Annotated in this window: 14 protein-coding genes; 9 read left to right on the top strand and 5 right to left on the bottom strand. The window is 67.5% G+C overall.

Going from position 1 to position 13,608, the window contains the following annotated elements; translation table 11 throughout:
* The first annotated feature begins 22 nt into the window (after positions 1–22).
* From ACIA75_RS11970 to ACIA75_RS12000, 7 genes are all read left to right on the top strand, one after another.
* Positions 23–388 carry a hypothetical protein gene (locus tag ACIA75_RS11970; protein ID WP_397102806.1) on the top strand — a complete coding sequence of 122 codons (366 nt, stop codon included), beginning with the start codon at positions 23–25 and terminating at the stop codon, positions 386–388.
* Positions 389–408: 20 nt separating this feature from the next.
* Positions 409–1,701 (top strand): Rieske 2Fe-2S domain-containing protein, encoded by a 1,293-nt coding sequence (locus tag ACIA75_RS11975; protein ID WP_397102808.1) that lies wholly within the window; start codon positions 409–411, stop codon positions 1,699–1,701.
* Positions 1,694–2,206, top strand: a complete 513-nt coding sequence (locus ACIA75_RS11980) for an aromatic-ring-hydroxylating dioxygenase subunit beta (RefSeq protein WP_397102810.1) — start codon at positions 1,694–1,696, stop codon at positions 2,204–2,206. Before ACIA75_RS11975 ends, ACIA75_RS11980 begins: the two co-directional genes overlap by 8 nt.
* Positions 2,203–2,943 (top strand): SDR family NAD(P)-dependent oxidoreductase, encoded by a 741-nt coding sequence (locus ACIA75_RS11985; protein ID WP_397102812.1) that lies wholly within the window; start codon positions 2,203–2,205, stop codon positions 2,941–2,943. The genes ACIA75_RS11980 and ACIA75_RS11985 overlap by 4 nt, the downstream gene beginning before the upstream one ends.
* A gap of 9 nt (positions 2,944–2,952) precedes the next feature.
* Positions 2,953–3,909, top strand: coding sequence for a PDR/VanB family oxidoreductase (locus ACIA75_RS11990; RefSeq protein WP_397102814.1), 957 nt, complete (start codon positions 2,953–2,955; stop codon positions 3,907–3,909).
* Between the two features lie 114 nt (positions 3,910–4,023).
* Positions 4,024–4,323, top strand: a complete 300-nt coding sequence (locus ACIA75_RS11995; RefSeq protein ID WP_397102816.1) for a DUF485 domain-containing protein — start codon at positions 4,024–4,026, stop codon at positions 4,321–4,323.
* Complete coding sequence (locus ACIA75_RS12000; protein ID WP_397102818.1) at positions 4,320–5,867, top strand: cation acetate symporter; 1,548 nt, start codon at positions 4,320–4,322, stop codon at positions 5,865–5,867. Before ACIA75_RS11995 ends, ACIA75_RS12000 begins: the two co-directional genes overlap by 4 nt.
* A 67-nt stretch (positions 5,868–5,934) precedes the next feature.
* Here the strand turns inward: ACIA75_RS12000 and ACIA75_RS12005 are convergent, their stop codons facing one another.
* The 3 genes from ACIA75_RS12005 to ACIA75_RS12015 are packed head-to-tail and all read right to left on the bottom strand — an operon-like array spanning position 5,935 to position 9,501.
* Positions 5,935–7,350 (bottom strand): MFS transporter, encoded by a 1,416-nt coding sequence (locus ACIA75_RS12005; RefSeq protein ID WP_397102820.1) that lies wholly within the window; start codon positions 7,348–7,350, stop codon positions 5,935–5,937.
* Positions 7,351–7,363: 13 nt separating this feature from the next.
* Complete coding sequence (locus ACIA75_RS12010) at positions 7,364–8,404, bottom strand: 3-hydroxybutyryl-CoA dehydrogenase (protein ID WP_397102822.1); 1,041 nt, start codon at positions 8,402–8,404, stop codon at positions 7,364–7,366.
* Positions 8,401–9,501: an NAD/NADP octopine/nopaline dehydrogenase family protein gene (locus ACIA75_RS12015; RefSeq protein ID WP_397102824.1), complete on the bottom strand. Its 1,101-nt coding sequence runs from the start codon at positions 9,499–9,501 to the stop codon at positions 8,401–8,403. The genes ACIA75_RS12010 and ACIA75_RS12015 overlap by 4 nt, the downstream gene beginning before the upstream one ends.
* A gap of 134 nt (positions 9,502–9,635) precedes the next feature.
* On the opposite strand from ACIA75_RS12015, the gene ACIA75_RS12020 reads away from it, so the two are divergent.
* Entirely contained in the window at positions 9,636–10,649 is a 1,014-nt protein-coding gene (locus tag ACIA75_RS12020; protein ID WP_397102826.1) for an Lrp/AsnC family transcriptional regulator, read from the top strand.
* Between the two features lie 68 nt (positions 10,650–10,717).
* Here the strand turns inward: ACIA75_RS12020 and ACIA75_RS12025 are convergent, their stop codons facing one another.
* Positions 10,718–11,680, bottom strand: a complete 963-nt coding sequence (locus tag ACIA75_RS12025) for a LysR family transcriptional regulator (RefSeq protein WP_397102828.1) — start codon at positions 11,678–11,680, stop codon at positions 10,718–10,720.
* 98 nt (positions 11,681–11,778) lie between these two features.
* Between ACIA75_RS12025 and ACIA75_RS12030 the strand changes: the two genes are divergently transcribed.
* Positions 11,779–12,981 (top strand): MFS transporter, encoded by a 1,203-nt coding sequence (locus ACIA75_RS12030; RefSeq protein ID WP_397102830.1) that lies wholly within the window; start codon positions 11,779–11,781, stop codon positions 12,979–12,981.
* A gap of 23 nt (positions 12,982–13,004) precedes the next feature.
* Here the strand turns inward: ACIA75_RS12030 and ACIA75_RS12035 are convergent, their stop codons facing one another.
* Positions 13,005–13,568 carry a flavoprotein gene (locus ACIA75_RS12035; protein ID WP_397102832.1) on the bottom strand — a complete coding sequence of 188 codons (564 nt, stop codon included), beginning with the start codon at positions 13,566–13,568 and terminating at the stop codon, positions 13,005–13,007.
* Positions 13,569–13,608: the final 40 nt, after the last annotated feature.

Here is a 13,608-nt window from a genome sequence, read left to right on the forward strand (position 1 = left end):
TCTTTCGACGACAGGACCTTCCGTGACCGACAGCCCGCTGCGCGTTCTCTTCTGTATCGGCATCAACCAGAACTTCTTCGACCTTCCGCAGGGCGGAGTCACCACCGGCGACGTGTGGACCGCCTTCGTCGCCCTGATGGACGGCATCAAAGCCCTCGACGGGATCGACTTCATCGGCGATATCGACGACGACTCCACCATGGTCGGGCCGTCCGACAGCTGGCCGTGGACCTGCTATCTCCTCGCCGACGCCGACAGCCACGACACCGTCACAGCGGCCTGCAACCTGGTCCGCACCATCCCGGTCGGCACGAGCGACTGGAAACTCTGGAAATTCCTGAAGATCGAGGCCCGCATCGGCCGCGCGCTCACCCCGCGCCAGTACTGACCAACCCGCCAGGAGGCATCATGACCGCGCACAGCGCAGCACTCCCGCACCCGGCACCCGCCGATCTGGTCGGTGCGGATCGGGTCGCGGCCCGGATGTACACCGACCCGGAGGTTTTCGAACAGGAGATCACCCGGATCTTCGAAAGCACCTGGATCTGGGTCGCCCACGAATCCGAACTCCCCACACCCGGCAGTTTCAAATCCACGCACGTGGGCCGCCAGCCGGTGATCGTGACCCGCAATCGCAAGGGACAACTCAACACCCTGCTCAATCGCTGCCGGCATCGCGGCGCCAGTATCTGCGAGCAGAAAACCGGTGTGGCCAACGGCTTCACCTGCCCCTATCACGCCTGGTCCTACAGCCTGGACGGACAACTGCGCGGTATCCCGTACCCCGACGGTTACGAGGGTGTGGTGGAAAAGGGCGATCTGTCGCTGAAGAAGCTGCGCACCGAAACCTACGGCGGCATGGTGTTCGCCACCTTCAACGCCGATATCGAACCGCTCACCGACTTCCTGGGTGACGCGAAGCTCTGGATCGACCGATTCATGAAACAGGGCGGCGGCTACCCGATCAAGGTGCTGGGCACCCACCGGTTCACCTTCCACGGAAACTGGAAGATCCAGCTGGAGAACACCACCGACGGCTACCACTTCCCGATCGTGCATCGCTCCTGGATGGCCTCGGTCGACGCCGAAACCGCCGACATGATGTCGTTCATGACCGACCCGGCGGCGGTCACCCACGACCTCGGCAACGGTCACAGCGTGATGCAGATGGTGCCCGAACACGCCGACCTCGATGCCGACGACGGCAGCGAACCGCTGCAGGCCCGGTTCGACGACCTGATCGCCGAACTGAAGACCACCGGCCTCGACGACGCCGCCGTCCGGAAACTCGTGCGCGCCATGCACGGCACCGGATTCAACCTCAACCTGTTCCCGAACGTATCCATGTCCGCGGCGTTCTTCCGCGTCCTGCGCCCGATCTCGGTCGACGAGACCACGATCGAGCATGTGGCCATCGGCCCCGATGGTCCCGCCGAGATCGTGAACCCGGTCAACCGGGCCCGGCTGCGGGTACACGAACACTTCCAGGGCCCCTTCGGCTTCGGCACTCCTGACGACGCCGAGGGCTGGGACCGCGTCCAGCGCGGCGCGCAGGCCGACCCCGATATGCCGATCCTGGTCAACCGCGGCCTCGCCCGCGAGAAGCCGAGTCCCGAAGGCTGGCCGACGGCCCATGTCACCGACGAGACCGGAATGCGCGCCGCGTATCAGCAGTGGAAGCAGATGATGAGCGATGACTGACACCCGCACCGCGACGGCGGTGTTCACCGACAGCCGGGTCGCGCGGGCGATCGAGCTGGTCTGGCGCGAAGCCGAGCTGCTCGACCGCAGGGAGTATCACGCCTGGCAGGAGCTCTACACTGCCGACGCCCACTACGTGGTACCGATCGACCGCGGCACCGACGATTTCGACAACACCCTGAACATGATCTACGACGACGCCCGCATGCGCGCAATGCGCGTCGTCCGGATGACCGAGGGCCACGCGATCGCCGCCGTCGACGCCGCCGTCACCACCCGTACCGTCTCCCGCTTCGTCCCGGCGAACGTCACCGAGGACGAGGTACACCTGCGGGCCGCTCAGATCATCGTCGCCTACAAACGCGGCCGCCACGACATCTGGGCCGGAGACGTCGAATACCGTATCCGGCTCGGTGCGACGCCTGCCGCCGACCGGATCGCGCGCAAGGTGATCCGGCTGGTCGACAGCGAGGATGCCGTGCCCGCCGCGGGGTTCCTGCTGTGACCGCGCCGGTCGCCGTGGTCACCGGCGGCGCGGGCGGCCTCGGCGCGCATATCGTGCGCCGGCTGCACGCCGGTGGGCATACCGTTGCGATCGCCGACCTGGACGGAACCGCCGCCGCCGCGCTGGCCGCCGAACTCGACGGTGCTGTCGGGGCACGGGGCTACGCGGCCGACGTCGCGGACAAGGGCTCGCTGGAGAAGCTGCTCGCGACAGTGGTCGCCGACTTCGGCGGGGTACAGGTGCTGGTGAACAATGCCGCGCGCACCCAGGCCCGGCCGCTACTGGAGATCACCCCCGAAGAACTCGACAGCGTGATGGCCGTCGGGTTCCGTGGCACATTCCAGGCCTGCCAGCTGTTCGGCGCGCATATGGCCGCGCAGGGGTACGGCCGGATCGTGAACATGGCCTCGCTCGCCGGGCAGAACGGCGGCACCGCCACCGGCGGGCATTACGCCTCCGCCAAGGGCGCGGTCATCTCACTGACCAAGGTGTTCGCCCGCGAACTGGCCGCGTCCGGGGTCACGGTGAACGCCGTCTCGCCCGGCCCGCAGGATTCGCCGGTGGTGCACGACATCGTCGGCGCGGACAACCTCGAAACCTTCGCCCGGTCCATTCCCGTCGGGCGTCTCGGCGATCCGGCGTTCATCGCCGAGATGGTCGCCCTGCTCGCGTCACCGGCCGCCGCGTCGGTCACCGGGGCATGCTGGGACGCCAACGGCGGCCTCTACATGCGTTAGGAGTTCCCCGTGACCGATACCAAAGTGGTGGTCGCCGAAATCGTGGCGGAGACACCGAGTATCCGCTCGCTGCGCCTGGTGCGGGAGGACGGTGCGCCGCTGGGCCCCTACCGGGCCGGCGCGCATATCGATGTCACCGGACCGACCGGCGTCCTCCGGCAGTATTCGCTGTGCGGGCCGCCCGCGGAGACCGCGTCGCTGACCATCGCGGTGAAACGGGAACGGGAATCCCGCGGTGGCTCGGCGGCGCTGCACGAGGTGCGCGAAGGCGACATCATCGCGATCGGGGAGCCGCGCAATATCCTCACCGTCGCACCGGCCGCCGACCAGCATGTGCTGGTCGGCGCCGGTATCGGTGTCACCCCGCTGCTGAGCATGGCTTACGAATTGCATGCCACCGGAGCGGAGTTCACGTTGCACTACTTCACCCGCAGCCGGCCGGACACCGCATTCCTCGATCTCCTGGAAAACCGCGCAGAGTTCCGTCACCGGGTGCAGCTGCACATCGGCTGCACCCGCAACGCACAGCGCACCGCGCTGGCAGCGGTGGCCGCCGGCCTGTCCGGTGGAAGCGCGGTGTACACCTGCGGGCCGGCCGGCTTCATGGATACGGTCGCCGAGTTCGTGACACCGGTGATCGGCGACGGCAATATCCATATCGAACATTTCGAGGCGGCCGAGGTCGACACGTCCGGCGATACCGCTTTCACCGTCGAGCTCGACACCGGTGAGAGTTTCGAAATCCCCGCGAACAGGTCGATTCTTTCGGTACTCGAAGAAAACGGTATCGATGTCTTCAAATCCTGTGAGGAAGGAATCTGTGGTTCCTGCGTTTCGAACGTCCTCGAAGGTGAACCGGAGCATCGCGACAACTGCCTGTCCGTCGCGGACAAAGCCGCCGGTGACCAGATGGCGCTCTGCGTCTCCCGGGCGAAAACCCGTAAACTCCTGATCGAATTGATCTGATCCGCTCGGCCGGAATAAAGGTATTCCGTATCCGCACCGGGAATTCTTCCGATGTTCCACCTCACATCGCCGCTTTAGCGTGTAGTAAATCACACAGCCGAAAGACGATGCCCAATGGAACATTCTCACTCCGATCCCGCCGCGCCCGAAGGGAATTCCGGTCTCGAAGAGCTCGCCCGGGAACGCGCCCGTCTGGTGTTCCGGCTCAGCGCGGTGGTCCTTCTCCTGTTCTTCCCACTGCCCATCCTGGGCGGATTCACCTCCATCCTGGACACGGTGGTGGCCGGCGGCGTGACCGTCGCCTGGCTCTACGCCTTCTTCCAGTTCGCCGTGGCCATCGTGGTGGCCCGCTACTACATGGCTCGGGCCGCTGAGCTCGAGGCCCGCGTCGCACAGGAAGGCGCCCGCGCATGAACCTCGTCTCAGCCTCGCTGTTCGCGGCCCTGGTCGCGGTGACCCTGCTGATCACCGCCTGGGCCGCCAGGCAGAACAAATCCGCCGCCGACCACTATGTCGCCGGTGGTGCGCTCACCGGACGGCAGAACGGTGTCGCCATCGCCGGAGATTTCATCTCCGCCGCTTCGTTCCTCGGTGTCACCGGAGCTATCGCGCTCACCGGGTTCAACGGTTTCTACCTCGCCGTCTTCGTCCCGATCGCGTTCGTTCTGGCGTTGCTGCTCATCGCCGAACCGCTGCGCAACCTCGGCCGCTTCACTTTGGCCGATGTGCTGGCCACCCGGTTTCCGGGTAAGGACGTCCGCTCGCTGATGGCGGTCAGCACCGTCGTGATCAGCGTGGTCTACCTGGTATCGCAATTGGTGGGTGCGGCGCTGCTGGTCTCGTTGCTGTTCGACCTCGACTACACGGTCGCGGTGCTGATCATCGGCGCGCTCACCACCGCCTACACCCTGGTCGGCGGCATGCTGGCGACCAGCTGGATCCAGATCATCAAGACCGGCCTGCTGCTGGTCTGCGCGGTGGTGCTGTTCGTCCTCGTCCTGGTGCGTTTCGACTTCAACCCGTTCGGGCCGTTCAGTACCGCGCTCGCCGAGTTCGGGCAGCAGTTCGTCGCCCCGCAGCGCTCCGGTGACGCGGCCTCGTTCGACCAGTTGTCGCAGACGGTCGGGCTGGTGCTCGGCGTCCTCGGCCTGCCGCATGTAATGATCCGGTTTCTCACCGTGCCGAACGCGCAGCAGGCCCGCACCTCGGCCTACACCTCCATCTGGATCTTCTTCGGCTTCTACCTGATGATCCCGGTGCTCGGTTACGGCGCCGCCGTGCTCGTCGGCCCCGACGAGATCGCCGCGGAGAACAAGGGCGGCAACCTCGCCGTCGCGCAGCTCGCGGAAACCCTGGGCGGTGGGGTACTGCTCGCCTTCGTCGCCGCGGTCGCCTTCGTGACCATTCTGGCCGCGCTGTCGGGACTGGTCATCGCGACCTCCGGCGCCATCGCGCACGACCTGTACGGCCAGGTGCTGCGCAACGGGAAGGTGTCGCCCACCGCCCAGCATCGCGCGGCCCGGATCGCCACGGTCGCCACCTGCCTGGTCGGCGTCGCCATCGCCTTCGCCGCGCAACGGCAGAATGTGGCGTTCCTCGCCTCGCTCGGTATGTCCATCGCCGCCTGTGCCAACCTGCCGGCGCTGCTGCTGACGCTGTACTGGCGCCGGATGACCGCGCGCGCGGTGATCTCCGGCATCGTGACCGGCCTGGTCCTGTCCGTCGCGGTGATCCTGCTCAGCCCCGCGGTGCAGGGCGCGGATTCGCTCCTGCCGTTCTCCAACCCGGCGCTGGCGGTGGCGCCGATCTCCTTCCTGGTCTCCATTCTGGTGGCGCTTGCCGGTGCACCGAGGGGTGACGAGGCCGCGGCGGCCGCCACCGTGTTCCGCTCGCTACGCATCCGCGCCCTGACCGGGCGTACGACGGAACCGCCTGCGGTAGAGCGTATTCCGGTCTGAGGGTGTTGCGTCGATGCCGGCCACTTCGTGATGAGGGGTGGCCGGCATCGGCGCGACGGTTGCGTTCTCACTTACTGAACTGCTCCAATGGTGCCGCGTCGGCGGGCAGCCCGCCCAGGCCACCTCGGTCAGCTTTGCCCGCGTACCCGCCGAGTCGCATCCGGAACGATTTCCCGACCGCCTGCGGCGCGGTCTCCTTCCCCTTCAGCAGCGCGACCAGGCTGATCAGCATGAGCGCCGCGGCGTAGAAGCCGACCGGCACCACACTGCCGGTACCGCTGACGATCCGGTTCGCGACCATCGGCGCGATACCGCCGCCGACCACCGCTCCCACCTGGTATCCGATACCTACGCCGCTGTACCGCTGGGCCACCGGGAATTGCTCGGCGAACATGGTGAACATCGGCCCGTAGACGAACCCGGTCAAGGTGAAGCCGATACAGATCACCGTGATACAGGCCAGGAACGAGCCGTGGGCGGTCACCCAGAACAGCACCGGAGCGAAGAGCGTGGCCGAAGCCATTCCGAAGCCGATCACCGGTTTACGGCCCAGCCTGTCGGACAGATGACTGCCGAGTACCACCGTCGCGGCATGGCAGGCGAGGGCGAGGGTGATGCCCCAGACCACCTGGGAACGCGAGAAACCCCGGCCCGGGCCGTCTTCGGTCAGGAAGGACAACATGAAGGTGAACAGCAGGAATGCGTAGCAGTTCTGGCCGATGTTGACGCCGGCGGCGCGGAGCAGTCCGCGCCAATCCTGCCGCACTACCGCCAGGCCCCGGGAGGCCGGCGGCTCCGTGCCGGAACTCGCGTCGGCGAATTCCGGGGTCTCGGCGATCCGCATCCGCGTCCAGATACCGATGACCAGAACGACGCCGCCCACCAGGAACGGAATACGCCAGCCCCACGCGATGACCTGATCCATCGGGAGCAGGAGCACGAGCGCGAAGGCGGTATTCGCCAGGATCGCGCCGACCGGCGACCCGAGGGTGACGAAGCAGCCGTAGAGCCCGCGGCGCGACGGGGGTGCGTGCTCGGCCGCCAGCAGAACTGCGCCGCCGATCTCGCCGCCGCGCGAAATTCCGTGCAGCATTCGGAGGAAAATGAGTATCAACGGCGCAGCGATCCCGATCGCCCGCGAGTCGGGCACCAGACCCATGATCAACGTGGCCGAACCCATCAAGATGAAGGCCGTGGTGAGCGCGGTGCGCCGGCCGAACCGGTCCCCGTAGTGTCCGAAGATCACCGCGCCCACCGGCGCCATGACGAACCCGATCGCGAAGGTGGCGAAACCGAGGAAGGTGCCGAACCAGGGATCGTCGGTGTTGAAATACACCTTGTTGAACACCAGCGCCGTGGCGGTGCCGTAGATCGCGAAGTCGTAGAACTCGAGGATGGTGCCGACTCCGGAGGCGACCGCCAATTTCATCGGGCGCTCGCGCGTAGTCGTGGCATCGTGCTCGGGTGTATCGAGAGCTGTCACAGCCTTCTCCTCATCAGTTCTGTGACCCGCCGGCTGGGCGTGTCGATAGAGCTCCCACGGCCGCTCGGACTACGTCTCGCGGGAGGTCGTCGTACTTGTGAAGTTGTCCCGTGGCGCCGAGGACCTGGGCGAAGGCCGCGATGCGCTGCGCTCGGTAGGTGTCCGACGCCGCGGGCTCGAGATCGTAGAAGCCGGCCTCGGCGGTGTCGCCACGGCGTCCGGCGGCCATTTTCTGTTCGACCAGCGGCGCGGGCCCGAAGCGTTCGCCGAGCTCGTCCCGGAGATAGTTGGAGGCGTGGAACAAGGTGTCGCAGCCACCCCAGTCGATGAACTCGAGCAGGCCGAGCACGGCGAATCGTGATCCGAATCCTATCCGGACGGCCCGGTCGATCTCCGCGGCACCGGCTACGCCCTCCTCGACCATCCGGGCGGCTTCGTTCATCACCAGTGCCTGCAGTCGCGGCACGATGTATCCCGCCGAGGCGGCGCAGACCACCGGTGTCTTGCCGACCGCGGACAACAGCTCACAGGTCGCCTCGACCACCGCGGGTGCTGTCGCCGCGCCGGGACTGACCTCGACCAGCGGCATCAGATCGGCCGGGTTCAGCCAATGGGCGTTGAGCAGCCGGTCCGGGCGCGCGACGAATCCGGCGAGGCGGCTCACCAGGAAACTCGAGGTGGTCGAGGCGATGGGCGTGTCCGCGTCGACCGCCGACTCGATCCACGACAAGGCCGCTCGTTTGATATCGAGTACTTCCGGCACCGCTTCGAAGACGAGGCCGGCATCCGCCATGGCCGCCGTCGCGGATGCCCGGCTCACCACGTGGATCCGGTCCAGCACCCCCGCAAGGTCGGACGCGGCCAGCAGCCCGAGCTGGACCTTCCGCTCTAGCGATGATCGGATCGCGGCCCGGGACGCCGCGAGATACGCCTCGGCTCCGGCGCCGCGGTCGCGGAGGTCGACGACGGTGACATCGACCTTCCCGAAACCGAGAGCGGCCGCGATACCCTGTCCCATGCGGCCCGCACCGGCCACCGCTACGGCCGCCGTCACAGCGAGAATCCTTCGCGGAGAAACTGTTTCATTCCGTCGCGGTCCAGCTCGGCCAGCTCCAGGGCGGGCAGTGTCCGGCCGGCGCTGCCCGGTGACCGGCCGGTGATCGCGCCGGCGATCGCGAGGAGGCCGCTAGCCACCGGTGTCGGTACACCCGCCCAGTGGCCCACCGAGGTCAGCAGGGCCAGTCCGATCTCGACGTCCTCGGTCATGTACCGGTGGGTGTGCAGGTCGATGTTCTCGCGCCAGTCGCCGCTGTCGGTGAGCTTCTCGTGTGCGGCATTGCCGTACATCCATTCGTCGCCGTCGGAGCTGTAGTGGTCCGCGAGCGGGAAATGCGGCGCCGCGTACCCGAGCGAGGTGCGGACGGCGATGCGTTCGGCATCGAGCGCGGTGGTGACGCGGCGGATGGCGTCCTGCGTGCCCTCGTTGTGGATGTCCCAGGTATCGAAATGCTGCAGCGGGCCGGCGTTCATCAGGATCAACGGCGGGTGGATGATCGGGCCCGCATTCATCAACGCCCCGCTCAGCGCATCCTCGACGGGCTCGACCGGATAGATCGTCGCCAGCACCGCCAGCGCTCGCTCGCTGTCGTGCGCGGGGAAGACCCCGGTGGGCAGCCGGGTGGCGTAGCCGCTCACCACGACGCGGCTGTCGCCGTGCTTGCGCGCGAGATAGGGGAGCGTCCCGGTCTCGGCGAAGGCCACCTTGGCGGAGTTACCGGCGGCGGCCACCGCCCGCGCGAAGATCACCGAACCGAAGCTGCCCGGCGGCAGATACACCACCTGCCCGTCGGTCAGGTATGGCGCTATTCGTTCGGCGAGATCGGGGTGCGAGAAAGCGGGAATCGGCACGATGATTATCTCTGCGCCCGAAACCGCCCGGCCGAGATCGGCTTCGACGGTAATGCCGCCCTCGGTACCGATCGGCACAACATGATGCCCATGGTGGTCCTCGACCCGGATTTCTCCCGCGTCGAGCAGCGGTGTGAACGCGGCGTGATCACGCCGCCACCAGATGACGTCGTGTCCTTTCCCGCTCATATCGGCCGCCGCTGCATACGAGCCGTGGCCGCCGCCGATAACCGTGATCTTCATTCCGATAACCTCCTCGATCGCCGGCCGTCGCGAAGCCGCCGATGTGTGAATTCGAACGGTAAAGATGCGGTCGCCGACTTTTCGCGGCATGTTGAGAAATGCAGATCGAAGGCCACCCGGTGAAGGATTATCACGTGCCAGACGACGTTGATTTACGGATCGTTCACGCATTGCAGTCCGCGCCGCGCGCTCCGTGGGGTGCCGTCGGCGATGTCGCGGGCGTCAGCGCGCCGACAGCCGCACGGCGCTGGGAACGGTTGGTGAACAGCGGTCTGGCCTGGATCGTCACCTACCCGGGCCCGGCTTACCTCAACACGCGATGCGCGGCCTTCGTCGAGGTCGAGGTGGCCGAGCGCGGGCCGGACCTGATGCGGGAGCTCTCCCGGGACGGCGCGGTCGCGACCATCCAGCGCACCGCCGGGGACGGGGACCTGCTCCTCACCGTCATGACCTTCGATCTCGGCACACTCGGTGACTGGGTGCAGCAGCTGGCGGGATCCCCCATGGTGTCCCGCACGCGCACCCGGGTGGTGATGCAGGTGTTCGGCGAGAGCGAACGCTGGCGGGTACGAGCACTCGATGTCGGCGAGGAGTCGATGCTGTCCCGATACCGTCCGCCCCCGCGTCCACTGGTTCATCAGCCGGATGCCGTGGATCTGGCATTGATCGCCGCGCTCGCGGCCGACGGCCGCCGGTCGGCGGTGGAACTCGCCGAGGTCTGCGGGATCAGCGCGCCGGCCGTCCGGCGCCGGCTGACTTACCTCGTCGCCGAACGAATCCTCTCCATCCGCTGCGAGGTCGCACACGTCCTCGGGGGATGGCCGGTGACCGCCAATATCTGGGCCCGTGCCACCCCACGCACGCTCAGCGCGCTCGTCGACGCACTCGATTCGTTCCCCCAGATACGCGTGTGCTGTGAGGTGACGGGCACCGCGAACGTACTGATGACGGTGTGGTTGCGGCAGATCAGCGAGTTGTCGCGCCTGGAGCACGAGCTCGAATCACAGGTACCCGGCCTTGTCATCGCGGACCGCAGTATCACCCTCGAGACGCCCAAGCGGCTGGGTTCGCTGCTCGACCGGGCGGGCCGCTGCACCGGTTTCTATCCGCTGGAGCTGTTGACCACCTCCCGCGGCACCGCCGCATGACACCGGGTACCGCCGGTGCCGCGCTCGCTCTCCGGATACGGCGTAACCCGCCGGCGGGCGCGACGTTGTCAGGAAACGACCGGCAGCGACGCCGGCGGGCTTGCCGTGGTGAACAGGCCGGCCGGTGACTGCGGAGTGCCCGGGAGTTCTCCGAGCAATGCCGCCAACTTCGTCAATTGTGGCCGGCGGTGACCGGTGCGCCAGATCAACGCCATTCTCGATTCTTCGTCGAATCCGGTGACCTGCACGAAGCGCAGGTCGGCGCGTTGGTTGCGTTCCGCTACCGGGCGGCAGGTCAGCATCGCGTACCGCCCGGTGGCGGCGAGGGTCATACCCTCTTGGAGCGTCGTCACCCGGACCGTCGCCGCGATGGGATCACCGAGCGGTGTGAAGCGCGGAAAGTGCACATCTCGCCAATATTCCGGCGCGGATCCGTCCACCGATACCAGATCCACCGTCGCCAGCGCTTCGGCGTCGATACGTTCGGCCGTCGCCAGTGGATGGCCGGGCGCTACGGCCAGCATCCGCGGTGCCGGTGCGAACACGTAACCGACCGAGAGTTCCGGCTCACGGACCGGTAGCAGCGCGACGGCGGCGTCGATCCGGCCGTCCAGCAGTGCGCCGAAGGGGTCGCCTAGCGGGATCTCCTGCAGCGACAAGGCCACGTCGGGGTTCTCGCGGGCGAATCGGGTGAGGGTCCAGGTGACGGTCTCGTAGGCGATGCCCTGGAAGCCGAGACGGATCGGGGCGGGGATCTCGTGCCGGGCTTCCTGTCGCGCACCGCCCACCACGTCGGCCAGTTCGGTGTAGACGGGCCGCACTCGATCCACGAAATCGGCGCCGAAATCGGTGAGGGTCACGCGGCGGCTGGTGCGGTGCACGAGCTGGGTGCCGATGGTGCGTTCCAGCGCGGCAACGAGCTGGCTCACCCGGCTCTGCGATACGCGCAGGCGCTGTGCCGTCCGGCCGAAATGCAGCTCCTCGGCCAGTATCAGCAGGCACTCCAGCTCGCGGACGGGAAGGTCCGGCATACCGCTCCTTCCGGGTCGTCGCGATCGATCAGTTCAGCTGATCGAACAATGAGCTGATCACTGTTGTTCCGCGGTACCGCAGATCCTTGACTGGATTCATGTCCACTGTGAGTGAATCGCGGGCCCCCGCGGCCGAATCTGCCGAACGCTGGTCCTCGATCGCCGTCCTGGCCCTGTCCACCTTTCTCGTCGTCACGGCGGAGATGATGCCGGTCGGTGTTCTCACCCCGATGTCCGAAGGGCTGAGAATCTCCGCCGGCACTACGGGGTTCAGCCTGGCTGTCACCGGTGTCGTGGCCGCGCTGGTCGCGCCTTTCGTGCCTCGGGTGATCGGCCTGCTCGACCGCCGCCGCGTTCTGGTGGCGGCCGCGTTCCTGCTCGCCGCCGGCAACCTGATCACCGCGGTCGCCCAGGGGTTCGCGGTCCTCGCGCTCGGCCGGGTGGTGGTCGGTATCGCCATGGCCACGGTGTGGGCGCTGGCGGTGGCGCTCGTCACCCGGCTGGTGAGTGCTCGTCGCGCCGGGCTCGCGGTGTCGATGGTGGTCAGTGGGGTCGCGGTTGCGTCCGTGCTCGGTGTGCCGCTGGGAACCGCGCTCGGCGATATCGCGGGGTGGCGCAGTGCTTTCGGTGCGCTCGGGCTGGCCGGGCTCGTGCTTGCTGCGGGGCTGCGAATGGTCCTTCCGGCACTACCTGCGCAACTCGAGGCAGGCGTCACCGCACGTTCGGGCTCGCTCCTGGCGATTCCGGCGGTACGCAGGGGACTGGTCGCGGTAACGCTCGTGGTTACCGCACATTTCGCCGCCTACACCTATGTGCGGCCCACGTTGGAGGAGGTATCGGGTGTGCACGGCGCCGGGATCTCGGTGCTGCTCCTCGTCTACGGGCTCTGCGGGATCGTCGCGAATTTCGTGGCGGGCGCTGCGGCCGCCCGGCGGGTTCGGTGGACACTGCTCGTCCTGGCGATCGGTATCGCCGCGGCGCTCGTGGTGCTGCCGCTGCTGGGTACCACCCCGGTGGGTGCCGCCGCGGTGCTGGTGCTGTGGGGCCTTTCCTACGGCGGAGTCTCGGTCTGCAGCCAGCTCTGGGCCGTCCAGGCCGCGCCGGACCGGCGGGAAGCCGTCTCCGGGTTGTATGTCGGTGCTTTCACCGGAAGTATCGCGCTGGGATCGTTCGCGGGCGGAGTGATCCTCGACGGTGCCGGGTTGTCCGTGCTGCTCTGGGGGTCGGCGGGGGTGGCGGCGCTGGCCGCGCTGGCCACGGTCTCCGGCGGCGCCGAGCGTGCACCCGGGTCACCGCAGTAGCCGGCCCCGGGGCCGGCGGCGATTCAGGCACCGGTAGTGCGGCGTGGGTGATTCAGCAGGGCCTGCCAGGCGGGTTCCCAGGGGAACAGGTCCCAGTAACGCTCGCCGGTCCCGGGTTCGTGTTGCCCGTTGACTCCGTCGCCGGCGAGCACCGCGACACCCCAGCCGGACAGTTTCTGGATCGCCTCCTGCACGGCCGGGAAGCCGAGTTGTGCCCGGTTCGAGTAGGGCACTGCTACCACAGGTAGTCCTTTGCCGACCGCCTCGACCAGGAGACCGAGCGGGAGCGTATCGGAGATACCCGCCGCCCATTTCGCCAGCGAGTTACAGGTGATCGGCGCCGCGATCATGGCGTCGGCGGGTGGGAGGAGGTCCGGTGTTCCGGGTTCTTTGTATTCACTGCGCACGGGGTGTCCGGTCCGGGCGGCCAGCATATCGGGATCGATGAAGCGACGACCGTCGGGAGAAGCGACGACGCAGACATCCCATCCGTCCGCCTGTGCCAGTCCGACAAGCCTGCTCACGTCCTGGGCCACCGGTGAGCCGGTGACTATGGCGTACAGGACCGGTTCTCCCCGTTCGTTCATGGTCCCATGATGGCAGTCTCGATCTCCCGGCCACCGGGCG

The sequence above is a fragment of the Nocardia sp. NPDC051750 genome, assembly GCF_044453135.1.
GTDB lineage: Bacteria > Actinomycetota > Actinomycetes > Mycobacteriales > Mycobacteriaceae > Nocardia.

Coding starts and splice junctions, on each gene's coding strand:
- ACIA75_RS11975 (WP_397102808.1), top strand. CDS start 409: ATGACCGCGCACAGCGCAGCACTCCCGCACCCGGCACCCGCCGATCTG.
- ACIA75_RS11980 (WP_397102810.1), top strand. CDS start 1,694: ATGACTGACACCCGCACCGCGACGGCGGTGTTCACCGACAGCCGGGTC.
- ACIA75_RS11995 (WP_397102816.1), top strand. CDS start 4,024: ATGGAACATTCTCACTCCGATCCCGCCGCGCCCGAAGGGAATTCCGGT.
- ACIA75_RS12000 (WP_397102818.1), top strand. CDS start 4,320: ATGAACCTCGTCTCAGCCTCGCTGTTCGCGGCCCTGGTCGCGGTGACC.
- ACIA75_RS12015 (WP_397102824.1), bottom strand. CDS start 9,501: ATGAAGATCACGGTTATCGGCGGCGGCCACGGCTCGTATGCAGCGGCG.
- ACIA75_RS12025 (WP_397102828.1), bottom strand. CDS start 11,680: ATGCCGGACCTTCCCGTCCGCGAGCTGGAGTGCCTGCTGATACTGGCC.
- ACIA75_RS12030 (WP_397102830.1), top strand. CDS start 11,779: ATGTCCACTGTGAGTGAATCGCGGGCCCCCGCGGCCGAATCTGCCGAA.
- ACIA75_RS12035 (WP_397102832.1), bottom strand. CDS start 13,568: ATGAACGAACGGGGAGAACCGGTCCTGTACGCCATAGTCACCGGCTCA.